Origin of the sequence: Thalassospira sp. HJ (assembly GCF_000948415.1) — a bacterium.
Classification (GTDB): domain Bacteria; phylum Pseudomonadota; class Alphaproteobacteria; order Rhodospirillales; family Thalassospiraceae; genus Thalassospira.
In genome coordinates, this window is record NZ_JYII01000012.1 from 346045 (window position 1) to 364244 (window position 18200).

The 18200-nt window shown below is 55.4% G+C and carries 16 protein-coding genes; 5 read left to right on the forward strand and 11 right to left on the reverse strand.

The annotated features are described in order from the left end of the window. Nucleotides 1-9: 9 nt before the first annotated feature. The 4 genes from hemA to UF64_RS10525 all read right to left on the reverse strand — a co-directional run bounded on the left by hemA (nt 10) and on the right by UF64_RS10525 (nt 4377). On the reverse strand, nt 10-1227 hold the full coding sequence (gene hemA, locus UF64_RS10510) for a 5-aminolevulinate synthase (RefSeq protein ID WP_044828962.1): 1218 nt from the start codon (nt 1225-1227) through the stop codon (nt 10-12). Nucleotides 1228-1805: 578 nt separating this feature from the next. Further along, nucleotides 1806-2648 carry a universal stress protein gene (locus tag UF64_RS10515; RefSeq protein WP_052657571.1) on the reverse strand — a complete coding sequence of 281 codons (843 nt, stop codon included), beginning with the start codon at nt 2646-2648 and terminating at the stop codon, nt 1806-1808. A 157-nt stretch (nt 2649-2805) separates the two neighbouring features. Continuing rightward, nucleotides 2806-3444 (reverse strand): hypothetical protein, encoded by a 639-nt coding sequence (locus tag UF64_RS10520; RefSeq protein WP_044828528.1) that lies wholly within the window; start codon nt 3442-3444, stop codon nt 2806-2808. 243 nt (nt 3445-3687) lie between these two features. Continuing rightward, nucleotides 3688-4377: an orotate phosphoribosyltransferase gene (locus UF64_RS10525; protein ID WP_044828964.1), complete on the reverse strand. Its 690-nt coding sequence runs from the start codon at nt 4375-4377 to the stop codon at nt 3688-3690. 188 nt (nt 4378-4565) lie between these two features. Here UF64_RS10525 and UF64_RS10530 point away from each other — a divergent pair, with 188 nt between their 5' ends. Together UF64_RS10530 and UF64_RS10535 are read left to right on the forward strand one after the other, a co-directional pair. Continuing rightward, entirely contained in the window at nt 4566-5288 is a 723-nt protein-coding gene (locus UF64_RS10530; protein WP_044828529.1) for a YoaK family protein, read from the forward strand. 111 nt (nt 5289-5399) lie between these two features. After that, nucleotides 5400-6185 carry an enoyl-CoA hydratase/isomerase family protein gene (locus UF64_RS10535; protein ID WP_044828530.1) on the forward strand — a complete coding sequence of 262 codons (786 nt, stop codon included), beginning with the start codon at nt 5400-5402 and terminating at the stop codon, nt 6183-6185. A 6-nt stretch (nt 6186-6191) separates the two neighbouring features. Here the strand turns inward: UF64_RS10535 and UF64_RS10540 are convergent, their stop codons facing one another. The 6 genes from UF64_RS10540 to UF64_RS10565 all read right to left on the reverse strand — a co-directional run bounded on the left by UF64_RS10540 (nt 6192) and on the right by UF64_RS10565 (nt 13586). Continuing rightward, entirely contained in the window at nt 6192-6704 is a 513-nt protein-coding gene (locus tag UF64_RS10540; protein ID WP_052657573.1) for a DinB family protein, read from the reverse strand. A gap of 163 nt (nt 6705-6867) precedes the next feature. Then, on the reverse strand, nt 6868-8277 hold the full coding sequence (locus tag UF64_RS10545) for a TRAP transporter large permease (RefSeq protein WP_044828531.1): 1410 nt from the start codon (nt 8275-8277) through the stop codon (nt 6868-6870). A gap of 22 nt (nt 8278-8299) precedes the next feature. After that, a complete protein-coding gene (locus UF64_RS10550) occupies nt 8300-8869 on the reverse strand; it encodes a TRAP transporter small permease (protein WP_044828532.1) in 570 nt (189 codons plus the stop codon). Between the two features lie 47 nt (nt 8870-8916). Continuing rightward, the gene (locus UF64_RS10555; RefSeq protein ID WP_044828533.1) at nt 8917-9909 is read right to left on the reverse strand and encodes a TRAP transporter substrate-binding protein; all 993 of its coding nucleotides are present in this window, start codon (nt 9907-9909) and stop codon (nt 8917-8919) included. A gap of 309 nt (nt 9910-10218) precedes the next feature. Next, the gene (locus UF64_RS10560; RefSeq protein WP_044828534.1) at nt 10219-11595 is read right to left on the reverse strand and encodes a sigma-54 dependent transcriptional regulator; all 1377 of its coding nucleotides are present in this window, start codon (nt 11593-11595) and stop codon (nt 10219-10221) included. Between the two features lie 47 nt (nt 11596-11642). Beyond that, on the reverse strand, nt 11643-13586 hold the full coding sequence (locus tag UF64_RS10565) for an ATP-binding protein (RefSeq protein WP_235285031.1): 1944 nt from the start codon (nt 13584-13586) through the stop codon (nt 11643-11645). A gap of 314 nt (nt 13587-13900) precedes the next feature. Between UF64_RS10565 and UF64_RS10570 the strand changes: the two genes are divergently transcribed. Together UF64_RS10570 and UF64_RS10575 are read left to right on the forward strand one after the other, a co-directional pair. Further along, complete coding sequence (locus UF64_RS10570; protein ID WP_044828536.1) at nt 13901-14905, forward strand: mitochondrial fission ELM1 family protein; 1005 nt, start codon at nt 13901-13903, stop codon at nt 14903-14905. A 69-nt stretch (nt 14906-14974) separates the two neighbouring features. Continuing rightward, nucleotides 14975-15925, forward strand: coding sequence for a DMT family transporter (locus UF64_RS10575; protein WP_044828537.1), 951 nt, complete (start codon nt 14975-14977; stop codon nt 15923-15925). A gap of 7 nt (nt 15926-15932) precedes the next feature. Here UF64_RS10575 and UF64_RS10580 read toward each other — a convergent pair whose 3' ends face one another. Next, nucleotides 15933-16847, reverse strand: coding sequence for a LysR family transcriptional regulator (locus UF64_RS10580; RefSeq protein ID WP_082049682.1), 915 nt, complete (start codon nt 16845-16847; stop codon nt 15933-15935). 149 nt (nt 16848-16996) lie between these two features. On the opposite strand from UF64_RS10580, the gene UF64_RS10585 reads away from it, so the two are divergent. After that, nucleotides 16997-18181 (forward strand): MFS transporter, encoded by a 1185-nt coding sequence (locus tag UF64_RS10585; RefSeq protein ID WP_044828539.1) that lies wholly within the window; start codon nt 16997-16999, stop codon nt 18179-18181. The last annotated feature ends 19 nt before the right edge of the window (nt 18182-18200 follow it).

Below are 18200 nucleotides of genomic sequence, written 5' to 3' on the forward strand. Positions count from 1 at the left end.
ACGAATACCTTACGCGACCTTGGAAATGCCAAGCTGACTCCAGACCGTGAGCAGCGAGTCGATCAGGTGATCAACCAGTTCGTCATTGTGGAGCGGTCCCGGGGTAAAGCGCAGGCGCTCAGTTCCGCGCGGAACGGTCGGGTAGTTGATCGGCTGGACATAGATGTCATGTTCGAACAGCAGGCGGTCGCTGGCTTCCTTGCACATCGCCGGATCGCCGACCATCAGCGGCACGATATGACTTGGCGCATCCATGACCGGAAGGTCGGCCGCGCGCATGCGGGCACGCAGGGTGTCGGCGCGTTCCTTCTGCGCAATGCGTTCGACATTGCTTTCCTTGAGATGGCGGACAGAGGCCAGTGCGCCGGCCGCAATGCTTGGCGGATGGGAGCTGGTAAAGATAAAGCCGTTACCGAAGCTGCGCACGAAGTCGACGATTTCCGGCTTGGCGGCAATGTAGCCACCAATCACACCGAATGCCTTGGCAAGGGTGCCCTGGATGATGTCAACGCGGTCCATGACACCATCGCGTTCGGCAACACCGCCGCCGCGCGGGCCATACATGCCAACGGCGTGGACTTCATCGAGATAGGAAATGGCGTTGTATTTCTCGCAAAGATCAAGGATCTGACCGATCGGCGCGATATCGCCATCCATCGAATAGACTGACTCGAACGCGACGATCTTGGCGCGCTGCGGGCCGAGATCCTTGAGGATTTCTTCAAGATGGGCGATGTCGTTATGTTTCCAGATGCGGCGCTCTGCCTTGGAATGGCGCATGCCTTCGATCATGGAATTGTGATTTTCGGAGTCGGAAATGATCACGCAATCAGGGAGTTTCGAGCCCAAGGTCGACAGGGTCGTCCAGTTTGCGACATAGCCCGACGTCATCAGAAGGGCGGCTTCCTTGCCATGCAGGTCGGCGAGTTCACGCTCAAGCGCGACATGCAGATGGTTGGAGCCCGAAATGTTACGCGTGCCACCAGCACCGCCACCCTGACCGGTGATGGCACTTTGCATGGCATCAAGCACCTTGGGGTGCTGGCCCATGCCAAGATAATCGTTGGAGCACCACACAGTGATTTCACGCGGGGCTTCGCCATTATCGGGGTGATAGAGCGCCTTGGGGAATTTTCCGACAATACGTTCGAGATTGGCGAATACACGATACCGGCCTTCAGCTTTGAGGCCAGCCAACGCATCTTTGAAGAAGGTGTTGTAATTCATACTTGTTTCTTTCGCCTGTCTCTTTGCAGTGTCACGCGCTTTGCAGTCGGTCGTGGCATCACAAAGCTCTGGTCTCGTCCAGATCAGCGATCTGCTGCTGGACATATCCTCCGGCCTGACCGGGTCTTTATCGTTCCCTTATCAGCCATGCTGGCGGATATGGCATTGACCCTTGTCAAAAGTTACAGCGATTCCAGTCTTCTTTGGAACCATCAGATCAGAGAAGGCGATCCATCTCTCTTTTGTCGATCTCTTTTCGGAGCATGCTCCGTTTTGCGGTAAGAACCAATTTGGCCTTATTGGTTTCATTTGGCAAGGATTCGAACGACTTTTGCGCCACAATTAAATCGTTCTCATCCATCGGAAAAACCAATCATGACAGAAATTACATATGATTTTCAATATGTATTGATGCTGTCGATCACATAAATCTAATGCCAGGTTTTGGAGTTGATGGCCGCACGGCAAGCGGATCGTCGCGGTTTATTGTGTGTGCTGTCACAATTAAATAGCTGATAGAAAACAAAAAAACCGGCTGGGAGTTCCAGCCGGTTTTGCAGATTGGAAGTCTGTGGTTTTTAGTGCGACATCAGGACCGGGACGGTCATGTGGCGCAGCAGGTGTTGGGTGACACCACCAAGCATTAGTTCGCGCAGGCGCGGGCGGCCATAGGCGCCGCAAACCATCAGATCGATGCTTTCGTCAGCTGCACGTGACAACAGAAGGTCGCCGACACCGATGCCAGAGGCATTCATGGTTTCTTTCTTGGCATTCACGCCATGGCATTTCAGGCGTTCGCCGATATCAACGCCCGGGACCGGCATGGTGTCGCGGGCACCCTTGTTCGGGTCGGCACACAGAACCATCACGGATTTCGCAGCTTCCAGGAACGGCATGCTGTCATTCATCGCGCGTACCGCTTCACGATAGGGCTTCCAGGCAACCATGACGCGTTCGCCAATGCTATCGAACTTGCCGACATACGGCACAAGCAGGACCGGCGCGCCAGCCGTCAGAATGACTTTGTCCGGCATTTCCGAGACAGAGCACGGATCGGAGCTTTCCGGGTCGTGCTGCCCCAGAACCGTCAGGTCATGATGGCGGGCATACATTGCGGTGGTATCGGCAATTTCCGATGCCGGGCAGGAGGTTTCCTGCCAGCTGAAGGCCACACCGGCAGCATTGCAGGTTTCTTCAAACTGGGTGCGGGCCGCCTTTGCGGTTTCGGCCATCGCAGCGCGCTGCTGGTTAATGATTTCCTCGGTGATCTGGACTTCCATGAAGCGCGGAATTTCAGGATAAGGCAGCAGGAAAAGACCGGTAAGGTGCGCGTCCTGCGCCTTGGCAACTTTCAACGCCACATTAAGGCGTTCCTTGCAGGCAGCTGAGGTGTCGATATGGACAAGAATATCCCGATACATAATCCGATCTCCATTCGGTAGGGGGCATGGCGCAGACCCGAAATGTTTCAAATCGCTCCGGACCTTAGCGTCATGGGCAAACATATCGTCGTCGCGGGATGGTTTCTTTGCTCTATCTCAAATTAAATTATTCCAAGTTGTATTTTCGCGCTAATGCTCAGCCATCGGCACCGGGTTCGGTCATCGGAATGGTTTTTTCCATGGTCGGGACATCTCCGCTGGCCGGGTCTTGCATGGTCGGGGCCAGGGATGGCTGGTTTGCCATCGGGGCGGCTGGCATTGTGCTCGGCGTTGGTGCCGCGGCTGGCGCCGTGGTCATGGGCGTGTTGCTATCCATCGCGGGCATGGCCGGATCGTCTGCCGGGATGTTGGTTGGCATCTGCATCGCGTCACCCGACAGCATCGACAGTGTTTTATGGAGTTGCTGGGACAATGTGCTCCAATTGGTTTGAAGCGTTGTGCAGGCCGCCGCATCCCCGGTCTGGCAGCGTTGCGCCATGCGATCAAGAATGCCAAGTGCGATACGCGCTTCATGGACCTGCTTTTGGCGGATGTCGTCAAGCGCCTTGCGGTTGGGATCATCCATCATGACCAGGTTGTCATTTTCCGGTGCAGACGTCGGCATCGCGGTCGCGGGGGCCGGGCGTGCATTCTGGGACGGCGCCCCCCACGGGGTGACGATGGTATCGGAACTGTTTGAAATCGTGACCGGCTCTTCAACCGGGGCCATACAGCCCGACAAAGCAATCCCCATCGCAATTGCGGGCAGGCATTTGGCAATCGTGCGCATCGACATGCGTTGCTCCTCCGACCGGTGGCGGGCCGCCGTGGTCACGTCAGTTTGTTGTCCCGAACTCTGTCACAGTTGCTGCTATGACTTTGCTTTTGCTTCTATTTAGGTTCTATGCCTCACATATTGAACCGACTTGCCTGATCTGTCCAGAAAAGGCCCGATGACAATCGCCCAAACGCAAAACGCCCGCCGAGGACCGGCAGGCGTTTTGGAAAAATCTTGGCAGTGGCAACGGCGTGGAAAGCCTTAGTCGTGCTTGCCGCCATTGGCTTTCGACCAGCCGATCGGATCGTTCAGGAAGGAACGCACACCTTCAATGGCATCCTTGCTGAAATATTCGCCTTCCTCGGCAACGGCGAGGACATCGGCCCAGGTCGCAAGGTAATGCATTTCGATGTCATCCTTGCGCAACTCATCAAGCGCACCTTCGAAGATGTCATAGAAGAAGACGACAAAGGCGTGCTTGCATTCGGCACCGGCTTCGCGGATGGCATTGACGAAATTGACTTTCGATGCGCCGTCGGTCGCAAGGTCTTCGACCAGAAGAACGCGCTGGCCTTCATGGATGTCACCTTCGATGCGGGCCTTGCGGCCAAAGCCCTTGGGCTTTTTGCGAACATATTGCATCGGCAGATCAAGTGCATCGGCGAGCCACGCGGAATAGGGGATACCCGCCGTTTCGCCACCGGCAACTGCGTCAAACGCCTCGTAGCCAGCCGCATCAGATACCTGACGGGCGGCGAGTTCGATGACCTTGCGGCGCGCACGCGGGAAGGAAATCAGTTTGCGGCAATCGATATAAACCGGGCTGGCCCAGCCGGATGTCAGGATATAGGCCTCTTCCGGGCGGAAATTCACAGCCCCGATATCGAGCAAAATCTTGGCGACGGTCTTGGCAGCATAGGTGCAATGCGCGGTCGGTTTTTCAGTGGTCATGGCGGCTGTACCTTTTCCGGATCGAATATTTGCCGACGTCTTAGCGCTTTTGGCCGAAAAGCGCAAAGAAAAGCCGCTGACCATTTGGTCAGGAAGCGCAAGAAACGCCAGCTTTGCGAACAGCTATGGAAATCGGAAGCCGAAATGCGGTTTAATCAGGCAAAAGTTTTCTGTCAGGACAGTCTGTTATGAGCCAACAAAGACGCCGCCGTCTGGTCATGGCCCGCCGCAAGGGGATTGGCCTTGTGCTTGTGATGGCGATTTCGATGATTGCCGGTATGACCGATGCCATCGGCCTTTTGATGGCTGGTGATTTCGTGTCCTTCATGTCGGGCAATACTACGCGCGCCGCCCTTGCTATCGGCTATGGCGACTGGTCAACTGCGGCCATTCTGATTGGTGCTGTCGGCTTCTTTATCATTGGCAATGCGCTAGGCGTGGTGGTGGCCGGATGGTTTCGCAAGCGTCTTGCCGGCTTGCTGGGCGTGGTGGCGGTGTTGTTATGTCTGGCGGCCATTTTGCCGATCGAATTGCGCGGATCGCCGGCCTTCTTCCTGGTGGTGCTGTGCATGGGCATGATCAATGCCACTGTCGAACATATCGAAGGGCTTCCGATCGGGTTGACCTATGTCACCGGCGCGCTGTCGCGCTTTGGCCGGGGTATCGGGCGTTGGTTGACGGGTGATCGTCGTAATGACTGGATCATCCAGATCGTGCCGTGGGTCGGCATGATGGTGGGGGCGGTGATTGGCGGGCTCCTGACCTTTGAAATCGGTCAGCAGGCGTTGTGGCTGGTGGCAGGGTGCACATTTGTTGTCGCAGTCTTTGCCTTCCGGGTGCCCAATCGGTTGCAGACCCGTTTTCGCGCGCCAACCGGCAGTCCGGCGCCGCGTGCAGCCAAGGGTAAATAACAGAAGCCATTGGCAAAACCGTCTTTTGGGTTTATTCGGTATAGTTATACCGATTTAAGCTGTGCCCAAACAGCACGCCCTACAAGCGCCAAAAGCCCCAGAGGAAATGCCATGTCTGAGCAGACCGGACTGAATGTCACCCTTGATGATCGCGTTGCCACCATCTCCATCTGTCAGCCGGAACGTAAAAACGCGCTGACCAAACCGATGTGGGGGGAATTGGCCAAGATCGTTCAAAGCCTGTCGGATGATCTTGAGCTGCGCTGTGTGATCATTCGTGGTGGCGAAGGGGCTGGTTTCGGTGCCGGGGCCGATATTCATGAGTTCGTGCGCGAGCGTTCCGGGTTCGAGAAGGCGCGTGATTACGGCATGCTCCATGCCGAGGCACTTCAAACCATTCAGAACTGCACCCATCCGGTGATTGCCGCCATTGATGGCCCGTGCATGGGCGCATCGTTTGTTTTGGCAGCCGCGTGCGATTTGCGCATTGCGGCCGATAACGCAAAGTTCGCCGTGCCACCGATGAAACTGGGTGCGACGTTGGGTTATCCGGAACTCGAAATCATGCTCGACCTGTTGGGCGAGGCTGCGCTTTTTGAAATCCTGCTCGAAGGGCAGGTCTTTGACGTTGCCCGTGCACGCGAGATCGGCTTTATCGCCCGTCATGTCGCGCTTGACGCGTTTGAAGAGGAAGTCACCAAAACTGGTAAACGCATTGCCGGTGGGGCGCCGCTAACGCAGCGGGCGCATAAAAGCATGCTTAACCGCCTGCGCCAAGGCGGGGCGATTGATGCGCGCGAATTTGATGAAGGCTACCGCGCCTTTGAAAGTGCGGATTTCAAGGAAGGCTACACCGCTTTCCTTGAAAAGCGCAAAGCGGTGTTCACCGGTAAATAAGCCGCATTAATACAGCGGAAGATCGGGCGTGTAAGGCACGTCCGTATTGCCGTAATCAAGGCCCATCTTGTGCAGTTCACTTGTGATCTGTGAGCGGTGATGGGTCTGGTGATTGAACAGCTGTACGAGAAACAGCTGGCGCGGCAGTTTACGCGTGACGCCATCGGGGAACGGCAGTTCGCGGATTTCATCCTGCCAACTGTGATCGGTGCTTTCGACGAATTCGGTGATCTCGGTATCGATCTCGACCCGCATGGCTTTGAGAGTCTCGAAATCATCGGCAACGATTGTGGTCGGCTCAAACGGGCCAGCTTCGCCGGTGCGCAGAATGGTCAGGATACGCAGATCGACATACAGAATATGGTTCAGCGTGTTGTGGATCGACCCGAAAAACATGCCGCGATCATGACGTCTTTCGAGATCACCAATCTGCGCGCACAGGTCAAACAAAACACTGTTCTGCCAGCTGTTAAAGGTCGCCATGCAGCGGCCATAGTCGTTGAAATTCATCTTGGACATATCGATACCACTCCTTTCAAGGGCGCATTTGGCTGCGTTCTTATTGGTTGTTGTGGATATGATTGATACTACCGCATGTGAATTGCCATGGCACTGAAATACATCAAGGGCGGCATCCGATTGAATGCCGCCCTTGAATTTGATGTGTTTTGAGGAGAACCCGTTAGTGGGTCATGATCCGTTCCGGCCCCATCAGGGTCGTCGGAAGCCAGGTCGATATAGCCGGGACATAGGTGATCAGCACCAGGAATCCAAGCAGGATCAAAAGCCACGGGAAGGCGGCCTTGACGACCTTGAGCAACGGCATGCCGGTAATCCCCGATGTCACAAACAGGTTCAATCCGACCGGCGGCGTGATCATGCCGATTTCCATATTGACCACCATGATGATGCCCAGATGGATCGGATCAATGCCAAGCTGCATAGCAATCGGGAACAGGATTGGCGCCATGATCAGAAGGATCGCGCTTGGTTCCATGAAGTTGCCGGCGATCAGCAGAACGATATTCACCACAATCAGGAAGCCCCATGCCGGAAGACCCCATCCAATGATGGTTTCGGCAATGGTGTGCGGGATGCGTTCCGAGGTCAGAACATGGGCGAACAACATCGCGTTGGCGATGATGAACATCAGCATGATCGTGACTTTACCGGCATCCAAAAGGACGTGACGGATGTCCTTGTCAAACGGAAGCAAGGCAAGCGCCTTGCCCATTTGCGGCACGTTGTGTGCAATCAGGCTGCCGATTGATTTGTTGCCACTTTCCGGCACCCAGGACAGTTCCTTGATCGGGCCCATGTCACGGTAAAACAGGACGGCGACAAACATGGCATAGAACGCTGCCACAGCCGCAGCTTCGGTCGGGGTGAAGACCCCGCCATAAATGCCGCCCATGATCAGGATCACGAGTAACAAACCACCCGATGCGGAAAACAGGGCGCTGCCCCATTCGCCGATGGTCGGACGCGGCTGGCTTGGCAGTTTCTTGATGCGGGCCACGATATAGATCGCCGTCATCAGCATCAGGCCAACCATAATGCCCGGGATAACACCGCCCAGGAACATACGACCGACGGAAACCTCGGTCGCGGCAGCATAAACAACCATCACAATCGATGGCGGGATCAGGATGCCCAGCGTACCGGCATTACAGATGACACCAGCCGCAAAGCTTTGCGGGTAGCCCGCGCGCACCATGCCGGCAATCACGATGGAACCGATGGCAACAACCGTCGCCGGGCTTGAACCCGACACCGCAGCAAACAGCATGCAGGCCAGAACCGATGCCATGGCAAGACCACCGGGGAACCAGCCGACGGTATCAATGGCAAAGCGGATCAGACGCCGTGCAACGCCGCCGGTCGACAGAAATGCCGATGCCAGAATGAAATAGGGAATGGCAAGAAGAGTGTAATGCTCCATCCCGCCAAAAAGCTTTTCTGCCAAGGTGGCAAGGCTGTCATCGCCAAACAGAAGAATGGTTGAAAGCGACGCAACACCCAGCGAGATCGCGATCGGTGCGCCAAATGCCATCAGGCCAAACAGCAGGATAAACAGGAATGCAATCGTCATTTAAATGTCTCCCCCGTCCGGCTTATGATTTTGGCGTCGAAGCGGTGGCGGACTTGTCGTCATCCGCGGTGCTTGCGCCAAGTTGGTCGATGGCTTCACGGGCTTCGTCTGCCAGATTAAAGCCAACCTGTTTGCCGGTAATGATGCGCCAGCCAACCTGGGCCAGGCGGAATGCGAGCAGGGCCGCACCGACGGGCATGATGAGATAGACGAACCACAGCATGACCGGGCTATCTTCGGCTTCCATTTCAAGCATGTGGTTGAAGCTGACAAGCTCCCACCCGCCAATGATCAGCCAGCTTGAATACAGAATGCCGGCCGCGACGACGATCAGACCGATGACGCGCTGGGCATTCTTGGGGAACAGGCGAACCAGGGCATCAACACCGATGTGTGACCCAACCTTCACCCCATAGGACATGCCAAACAGGATCAGCCAGGCAAACAGAAATTCGGTGATTTCCAGCGCCCAGGTCAGGCCGGAATTGAAAACATAACGCATGATGACGTTTACAAAGGTAAGCGACGTCATGGCGGCGAGCAGGAGGGCAATAATGCCCTCCTCCAGCCGGTTAACGACCGTTGAGATCATCGTAAACGGTCCTTTTCCGATGATGTTGGATTGGAAACGGTGCGGTATCAGTTACACGCAGCAGCAGCGTCGATGATGTCCTGACCGATATCGTCGGCGAACTCATCCCAGACCGGTTTGACGGCGTCACGCCATGCGGCGAACTCGGCATCGGTCAGCTGCAGAACTTCGGTTTCACCGGAATCGATCACTGCCTGACGCTGTTCTGCGGTCAGATCCGCCGACAGGTTATTGGCATATTCGGATGCTTCGTTCATCGCCTGTGCCAGACCTTCGCGGATTTCCGGATCCAGACCGTCCCACCATTTGGTCGAGGTCACGACCATATAGTCGAGCAGGCCGTGGTTGGACTCGCTGATATAGTCCTGAACTTCGAAGAACTTCTTGGAATAGATGTTCGACCAGGTGTTTTCCTGACCATCAACAACACCGGTCTGAAGCGCGGAATAGGTTTCCGAGAACGCCATTTTCTGCGGAACGGCATCGACCGCTTCGAACTGGGCGGCAATGACGTCAGAAGACTGAATACGGAATTTCAGACCTTCGGCATCGCTGGGCATGCGAAGCGGCTTGTTGGCCGAAAGCTGTTTCAGGCCGTTGTGCCAGTAGCCAACACCGGTCAGGCCTTTGGACGACATTGCGTTCAGCAGTTCCTGACCTTTTTCACCGTTCTGGAAGCAGGAAACCGCATCCATGTCCTTGAACAGGAACGGAAGGTCATAGACCTGAAGCTGTTTGGTCCATTTGCCGAATTTCGCAAGCGACGGTGCGCCGAACTGAACGTCACCGCGCAGAATGGCGGCAAGAACCTTGCTGTCATCAAACAGCTGCGAGTTAGGATAAATCTCGATCTTGACCTTCTCGCCGAGAATTTCTTCAGCGCGTTTTTTAAAGAAGTCGGCACCCTGGCCTTTCGGGGTGTTCGGCGCAACAACGTGCGCGAACTTGATCACTTCCTGTGCGGAAGCGGCAAGGTTGGACCCCAGAAGTGCTGCGGCAGCAACGCCGGCAGCAAGAATGCTTTTGCTGATAGGACGCATCAATACGTCTCCCTTGATTGAATTAATCTGTTTTCCCGTTAGCGCGCCTTTTTGGCGTCGTTCTAAAACGCCGTTTGGCGCTGTGCCGTAATCAGCAAGCAGCGGGCCAGTTCGAGGGAGGTGACGAATGTATAATTATATCAATGCGATAAGTTCAATTTCACATTGTTGCGGCGCAGCAAATCTGGTCGCGTATGTTTGTGATTTCACTCACTTTTTTGGGGTGAGTGTGTGGTAGTTCACACATGATCTTGCCCGTTTGGTCACAGGCACCGGGCGTTGATGAAGGCAGGGCACAAAAAAGCCCGTCTAATTGACGGGCTCTTGGTCGTTGGTGCTGCGCGGTCGCCGGAACTCGGCCGGGATGATGTTGTATTTGGTCAGCTTGTCATAAAACGTCTTGCGCGGGACGCCAAGGGCCGTGACGGTTGCGGTAACATTGCCACCATGTTCACGAAGGGCTTCGGTGATCAGGCTTTTTTCAAACGCCTCGACCTGCTGGGGCAGGGGGACGCCATAATTCTCTTCGCCGTCCTCGCTGGTTGCCAGCGGATCAAGCCCCAGAACGCGGCGTTCGGCAGCATTGCGCAATTCACGGACATTGCCCGGCCAGTCATAGGCATTAAAGCGTGCCATTTCCGCAGGCGTAATCGGGGCGACGGTGCGATCAAAACGCTTGGCCGCATCGCGGGTGAAATATTCAAACAACAGCGCGATATCATCCTTGCGATCACGGAGTGGCGGGATGTGCAGCTGTACGACGTTGAGCCGATAATAAAGGTCTTCACGAAATTCACCGCGGGCGGATGCGGCGCGCAGATCGACCTTGGTCGCGGCAACCACGCGGAGATCAATCGGCAGGACCCGGTTTGATCCCAGACGTTCAAGGGCGCGTTCCTGCAAGACGCGCAAAAGCTTGATCTGCAGGGCAAGTGGCATGCTTTCGATTTCATCAAGGAACAGCGTGCCCTTATCGGCAAACTCGAACTTGCCGATGCGTTTGTGATCAGCACCGGTAAAGGCGCCGGCTTCGTGGCCAAACAGTTCGGATTCAATCAGATGTTCGGGCATGCCGCCGCAATTGACCGCGACAAACGGGCCAGGACGGCCCGACATTTCATGCAGGTTGCGCGCAATCACTTCCTTGCCCGATCCGGTTTCGCCGTTGATCAGGACATGGGCATTGGTGCTCGCCACATTGCCAATCAGTGTGCGGAGCTTTTCCATCGCCGGATTACGGCCAATGAAGTCGGATGCGTTTTTCGAATGGCGGGCCAACTCGATCTTGAGGGTGCGGTTTTCAAGGACAAGCGCACGGTGGCTCATCGCGCGACGTGTGATGTCGATAAACAGATCCGGGGCATAGGGCTTTTCGATGAAGTCAAACGCGCCGTCATGCATGGCCTGCACGGCGGTGGCGACATCACCATGGCCGGTGACCAGAATAACCGGCATTTCCGCATCAATCTTTTTGACCTCGGACAGCAGGTCCAAGCCATCCATCTTTGGCATGCGAATGTCGGAAATTACCACACCCGGCCAGCCTTTTTTCAGGCGTTCAATCGCGGATGGGGCATCGGCGAAGACTTCGACTGCGATATCGGCAAGCTCAAAGGTTTGCTGTGCGGCTTCACGCACATCTTCATCATCATCAACAAACAGAACGCATTCGGCGCTGGTGGACACTGGCTTATCCTTTGACCCGATTGGTCGATCAGAGGACAAATTTCGTGTCAGCCCTGATCGTGATGATCTGCAAGGTGTGTGTGGGTTTCTGCCGGTGTTTTAGCAGCCGTGAAGTCCGGCGTCGAGATGCTGTTTTCCGCGGCGATTTCACCGGGGCCTTCATAGCGAAGCTCGATGATAAAGGATGCACCGCCTTGCGGGCGGTTTTCCGCACGGATCGTGCCGCCAAAGCTTCGGATGATGCCATAACAGATTGACAGGCCCAGCCCCAAACCATCGCCAAACGGCTTGGTGGTAAAGAACGGATCAAACAGCTTGGGCAGGTTATCTGGCAAAATGCCGTGCCCGTTATCATTGACCTTCACAATCACACGGTCATCGCCGCCCGTGATTGAGATGTCGATTTCGGGATCGGCAACATTCTGACAGGCATCAGCCGCGTTGTTGACCAGATTGGTAAAGACCTGGGTTAGCTGATTGGCCTCGGCAATGACGGGTTTGATATCGCCGTGCTGTTGCAAGGTGATGTTTTCGACACCAGCCCGTCCTGTCTCAAGCGCCAGATCGATGGCCATTTGCATCTGGGCCGGGACATCGACCGGATGGTTGTCCTGCTCCGGGCGGCGTGAAAAGGTTTTGAGATTGCCGGTAATCCGGCCCATGCGGTCGGTCAGTTCCGAAATGCGCTGCAGGTTGCGGTTCGCGGTTTCATCATTACCGCGGGCAATGAATTTCAACGCGTTTTCCGCATAGTTTCGAATGGCGGTCAGCGGCTGGTTGATTTCGTGCGCGATGCCGGCTGACATCTGACCAAGGGCGGCAAGCTTGCTGGTTTGAACCAGTTCGGCTTGTGCTGTGCGCAGCGCATCTTCGGTACGGGACCGTTCGTTGATTTCTTCTGCCAGACGCTGGTTGGTGTTCATAAGGTCGGTCGTGCGCAGGCGGACCTGTCGTTCCAGTTCGCGCTGTGACCAGTCGCGAATTTCAAGCTGTTCGAGCATCGCACGCCGGCGCTGCAGGATAATGAAAATCAGACCGGTCAGAATGATATGCGCCGCCCCACCCATGACGCCGGCACTGATCACGGAACGATCGAGTACCGATTTGTTGGTCAGCAGAAACATCCGCCAGCCCTGTTTGGGAAGGGTGCTTGCCGTCACCAGATAAGTGGTCTTATCGGGTGTTGCCGGGCGGGTCTGCAATGTGCCGGTCGCTTGTTCGCGGGTTTCGGCATCGATGTCTTGCGCAACCGGACCAAGGCTGAGCGTTGCCGGGCTGTCATCGACTGGCCATTCGCCATCAAGCAACGGCATGGGTTCCAGCGGATAATTGCCATATTTGCGCGACGCGATCAGGCGCGGGCGGTCCTTGCTATCGAGCCCTGCAAGATCACGGAACCGCCAATCAAGATTGGATGAAATGATGACGATGCCGTTCTCATCGGTGACCAGAACGCTTTCGCTGCCGCGTGCCCAGCGCTGCACAAGTGCTTCAAGATGGGTTTTGACCACCATTGCCCCGGCAAAGTTCGTGCCGTCCGGGCGCACCGGGTGGGAGATGTAATAGCCCGGCACGTTGGACGTGATTCCGAAGGCAAAGTAATGCCCGGTCAGGCCGCTTTTGGCCTGCTGGAAATAGGGGCGGAAGGAAAAGTTGCGACCGATAAAGGATGCATCACTGTTCCAGTTGCTCGCCGCCAGCGTCTCGCCATTGCGATCCATGAAGTAGATGTCTGATGCGCCACTGTCCGCGGCCAGCTTTTCAAGATAGATATTTACCGCCCCGGCGTTCTCGGGATCGGCATGCAATGCAAGGTCAATGATGCGTTTGCCCGATGCCAGCGTGATCGGAAGGTATTCATGTTCCTTGATCGCGCCCTGCAGGTTGGAACGATACAGCTCAAGCTTGTTGCGCCCGTCCTCGGTAATGTCGATCAGCTTTGCTTCCTGCCAGAACGTGGTCACCAGCCACACCGTGACTGGTAGCAGCACCAGCAGGGCACAGAGGACTATTCTTGATGTTCTTTTGACTGAGACCGAGGTGCTGAGCATTCTATCCACGTTGGCATTAGGCGACAGGCTTTGGTGGCCTATTCGTTAGGGTTGGTTTTTGTCCCCTTACAGGTGGGGCGCCGGGATTAGATTACAAAAAGATTTCAAAGCCCAGCGTAAATTTACGTGATGGTTCTCACGCTTGATAATCATCTGATCAGGTTGTACCAATCAGAGGCATAACCACCGGATTTTCGCGCCACCTGTGTGGCCCGCCGATCAAGCCCGAACAACCTGTCAGGAAAGTTCCCTGCATGAGCGATGAAGACACACATCTGATCTGGGTCTTGGCCGATGACCGGACCGGTAATGTCAATCAATGCCTTGGGGTTGCCGAAGCACTGGCACAACCCTTCAAGCGGATTGATATCGGTTTCACGAAATCTGTGCGTCTTCCCAATTTTATTCGCAGAACCAGCCTGATCGGTATTGATGAGGCATCTCGCCGTCGCCTTGTTGCGCCCTGGCCGGACCTTGTTATTTGTTGCGGGCGGCGTTCTGCGCCGGTGGCCCGCTGGATCAAGAAACAAAGTCGCGGACACACCCGGATTTGCATCATCATGCGCCCGGATGGCGGGGAAAATGCGTTTGATCTGATCGCAGTACCTGCCCATGACCGGTCCGTCATTCGCGAAAATATCGTCGAGATCCCCGGTGCCCCGCACCGCGTGACGGAAAGCCGTCTTCTGGTCGAGGCCGATAAATGGCGTCCGCATTTCAAGGGCCTTCCGGAACCAAAATTTGCCCTGATCATTGGAGGTAGTACCAAACGAACGACCTTTACCAAGGATATGGCAGAACAGCTGATCGACAAGGCGGTCGCGGCGGCAAAGGTCGTTGATGGCTCCTTGCTGGTTACGACCAGCCGTCGCACCGGTATCGAAAACGAAGCCCTGATTGCCGAGCGACTGGCAACGTCGGGCGTTCCCTATCATCTGCATGACTGGACATCACAGGCAGAGAACCCGTATTTCGGCTATCTTGCCCTTGCTGATGTGAAGATCGTAACCAGTGATTCGGTTTCCATGTGCTGCGAAGCAGCTGCAGCACCGGGCGGGGTTTATATCTTTGATCCGGATGGATTGGCCAACAAGCGGCATAAACGTCTGCATCACAGTCTTTATGAAGGCGGCTATGCCCGTCCGCTCTTGCCAGATACCGAACTGGTGCCGTTCAAGCACCCGTCCTTGCAGCCGGCACGCATGGTTGCGCAGCGCTGTCTGGAGCTGCTTGGCGCGCCTGCCCATCAGGATAGGTGATAACACCTTGTTTTATCGGGGGCTGTAAGGTCTATTCGTGGGCTGCCACCACCAAGGAAATTCGCCCCAATGTCCTCGTCCGTTTCAAACCCCGCTAGCACGCGTTCACCAGGTGCACCGCAATTGTTTCCGCGTCATGTCGCGGTGATGGTTTTGGCGGTTGTTGCCTGCTGCTTTGCAGGCAACCATGTTGCGGCACGGCTGGCGTTTGAAAATGGCACGGGGTTGCTGCTGGCGATTTTGTGCCGCTCAGGCGTCGCGCTGTCGATTCTGATGGCGATTGTCTTTTTCAAGCGCCATTCCATCCGGCTGCCGCGCGGCCTTGGGCGTTGGCAGTTGGTTCTGGGGCTGATGATCACGATCCAGAGCCTGTGTCTTTATTCCGCCGTCGCCCGTGTGCCGGTGGCACTGGCGCTGCTTACAGCCAATACGTTTCCAATCATTCTGGCCCTTTTGACCTGGGGTCTTGGTGGACCGCGCCCGACGCTGCGCGCAGCTGGCTTGATGTTGTTCATCCTGTCCGGGCTTGTATTAGCCCTTGATTTGCCGGCCATTCTGGGCGGTGGGGTTGAAGTTACACCCAGTTGGTGGCTGGGTATTGGCTTTGCCTTGGCTTCAGCGACGGTTCTTTCTGTGGCATTCTGGGTGACTGATCACAAGCTGGCCGGGATCAACGGACCGGTGCGGTCCATGTTCACCATGGTGGTTGTTTTCATTTCCATGATCATTGCCGGGCTCGGAGATATCGTGCCTGGGGGTATGGTGCTGCCGAATGCGACGCCCGGATGGATTGGGCTTGCAGCCCTGATGGTGCTATATGGCATTGCGTTTGCGGTCCTGTTCATTAACGTCCCGCGCCTTGATATGGCGCGCAATGCATCGGTGATGAATATGGAGCCGATCGCAACATTGCTGTTTGGCTGGGTCATTCTGGGGCAGATGATCAGCCCGATCCAGATGCTGGGTGGTCTGGTTGTGGTCAGCGGCATTGTCATCCTGACATTGCGCAAGAGTACGTGATTTTGCGTCAGTCTGGTTGATCGGCGGACTTCATGTTCTCGGCAAGAAAATCGATAAATGCGCGAATTCGTGTTGCAAGATGTTCGTGCCCTGCCCAAACGGCATGAACGGTTTCCATATCTGTGTTGGTCCAGTCTGGCAGGATTTCCACAAGTTCACCGCGTTCGATTTCATCGCGAACATGAAAGGCGCCGATACGGGCAATGCCGACACCGGCAATGCATATAGCCTTCACCAGCGGACCACTATTGCCCAGAAATTCGCCCTTTATGATCTGGTCGAACGAACGCCCCGTTTCGGGGTCGGTAAAGGGCCAGAAATTCCGTCCCTTGAGGAAATTGAACCGCAAACAATTGTGATCCACCAAATCCATCGGTGTTTGCGGTGTCCCGTGTTCTGCCAGATAGGTTGGCGACGCAACAATCATGCGTTTCGTCTCAAGAAGCTTGCGCGCCATCAGGCTTGAGTCCGGCAAGCCACCTGATCTGATAGCGACATCTGATCTTTCCTCAAGCAGATCGATGATGCCATCCGTCTGCGTCAGGTCGAGCTCGATATCAGGATATTGCTGCATGAATTCCGGCAAAAACGGAACAATGAAAACCTCGGAAAAGGCGATGGAGGCATTGATGCTGAGTTTGCCGCGCGGGGTCACTTGTCCGCCGCCGGCAACCAGCCGGTCGGTTTCATCGATTTGATCAAGAATTGTCCGCGCCCGGTGCATGTATAGCTCGCCTTCCGGGGTGAGTTGCAGTTTGCGCGTGGAACGCACAAGCAGACGCGTTTCCAGGCGGTCTTCAATCCGGGTCACCAGTTTGCTGACGGCGGATGGTGACATGTGCAAATCACGCCCGGCCATCGAAAAGCTGCCATGCTCGACGACCTTGATGAAGGTTTCCATTTCGCCTGCGCGGTTATCCAATGCTTTGTATCCTTTGAATTGAATTCACATATGGTTGTCGCGCAATCCGGATTATCGCGCAAGGCCCAGTTTGGCATAGTCTCGTCAAATTTCGGGGGATGTCCCCGTTAGCAAACATGATCCGTGTCCGTCGCGGAAGGAGAATTCGAATGCCACTTGCTTTGTTTGCGTTGACGATTGCTGCCTATGCAATCGGTACAACCGAGTTTGTGATTGTCGGGCTTTTACCGACGGTTGCTACCGATCTTGATATTACCCTGCCGATGGCCGGGTTGATTGTCAGTGTTTATGCGCTTGGTGTGACCTTTGGGGCACCAATTCTGACGGCACTTACCGGTGGGATGAACCGCAAATCCCTGATGCTTGGTCTGATGGGGATTTTTCTCATTGGTAACGTTGTTGCCGCCATCAGCCCGACTTATGAAATGCTTTTGGTTGCGCGTGTGATTGCCGCCTTTGCCCATGGCGTATTCTTTTCTATCGGGGCAACGATTGCGGCGGATCTGGTGCCGGAAGATCGCCGGGCATCCGCTATTGCCATGATGTTTATGGGGCTGACGGTTGCAATCGTGACCGGTGTGCCGCTTGGTACCTTTATCGGTCAGATGTTTGGCTGGCGTGCGACCTTCTGGGGTGTTTCCCTTCTGGGGTTGATTTCCTTTGTTGGGATCGCGGCCCTGTTGCCATCGAACCTGAAACGCAGTGAAGCGACTAGCATCATGGAGCAGGTCCGTGTTCTGGGTAGCTCGCGCTTGTTGATTGTCTATGGCATGACGGCCCTTGGATATGGAGGAACCTTTGTTGCATTTACATATCTGTCAGCAATCCTTCAGGAAATCACCGGTTTTGCAGAAGCATCAGTCAGCCTGATCCTGATCTTTTACGGGATTGCAATTGCCATCGGTAATGTTGTCGGTGGCAAGGTCGCCAACAATAACCCGGTAGCTGCCCTGAGCATTCTATTCATCTTGCAAGCGGCCGTGCTTGTGCTGTTTACCTTCACTGCGATTTCACCAATCGCTGCTGTCGTTACACTGGCTGCACTTGGTTTTCTGCAATTTGCCAATGTGCCGGGCTTGCAGCTTTATGTCGTGCAGCTTGCCAAACGGCACCGTCCGGGGGGCGTGGATGTTGCCTCTGCCCTTAACATCGCGGCCTTTAATCTTGGAATTGCTTTTGGTGCGTGGATTGGCGGCCAAGTGGTTTCTTCAAGCCTTGGTCTGGGGGCGACCCCTTGGGTTGGTGCGGTTCTGGTGATTGGTGCGCTGGGCCTGACACGATTGAGCGGTGCTCTTGACCGCCGTGATGGACACGCTTTGCAACCCGCAGAATGACCAAAATGAATTGAGCCAA

Coding starts and splice junctions, on each gene's coding strand:
- hemA (WP_044828962.1), bottom strand. CDS start 1,227: ATGAATTACAACACCTTCTTCAAAGATGCGTTGGCTGGCCTCAAAGCT.
- UF64_RS10515 (WP_052657571.1), bottom strand. CDS start 2,648: ATGTATCGGGATATTCTTGTCCATATCGACACCTCAGCTGCCTGCAAG.
- UF64_RS10520 (WP_044828528.1), bottom strand. CDS start 3,444: ATGTCGATGCGCACGATTGCCAAATGCCTGCCCGCAATTGCGATGGGG.
- UF64_RS10525 (WP_044828964.1), bottom strand. CDS start 4,377: ATGACCACTGAAAAACCGACCGCGCATTGCACCTATGCTGCCAAGACC.
- UF64_RS10530 (WP_044828529.1), top strand. CDS start 4,566: ATGAGCCAACAAAGACGCCGCCGTCTGGTCATGGCCCGCCGCAAGGGG.
- UF64_RS10535 (WP_044828530.1), top strand. CDS start 5,400: ATGTCTGAGCAGACCGGACTGAATGTCACCCTTGATGATCGCGTTGCC.
- UF64_RS10540 (WP_052657573.1), bottom strand. CDS start 6,704: ATGTCCAAGATGAATTTCAACGACTATGGCCGCTGCATGGCGACCTTT.
- UF64_RS10545 (WP_044828531.1), bottom strand. CDS start 8,277: ATGACGATTGCATTCCTGTTTATCCTGCTGTTTGGCCTGATGGCATTT.
- UF64_RS10550 (WP_044828532.1), bottom strand. CDS start 8,869: ATGATCTCAACGGTCGTTAACCGGCTGGAGGAGGGCATTATTGCCCTC.
- UF64_RS10555 (WP_044828533.1), bottom strand. CDS start 9,909: ATGCGTCCTATCAGCAAAAGCATTCTTGCTGCCGGCGTTGCTGCCGCA.
- UF64_RS10570 (WP_044828536.1), top strand. CDS start 13,901: ATGAGCGATGAAGACACACATCTGATCTGGGTCTTGGCCGATGACCGG.
- UF64_RS10575 (WP_044828537.1), top strand. CDS start 14,975: ATGTCCTCGTCCGTTTCAAACCCCGCTAGCACGCGTTCACCAGGTGCA.
- UF64_RS10585 (WP_044828539.1), top strand. CDS start 16,997: ATGCCACTTGCTTTGTTTGCGTTGACGATTGCTGCCTATGCAATCGGT.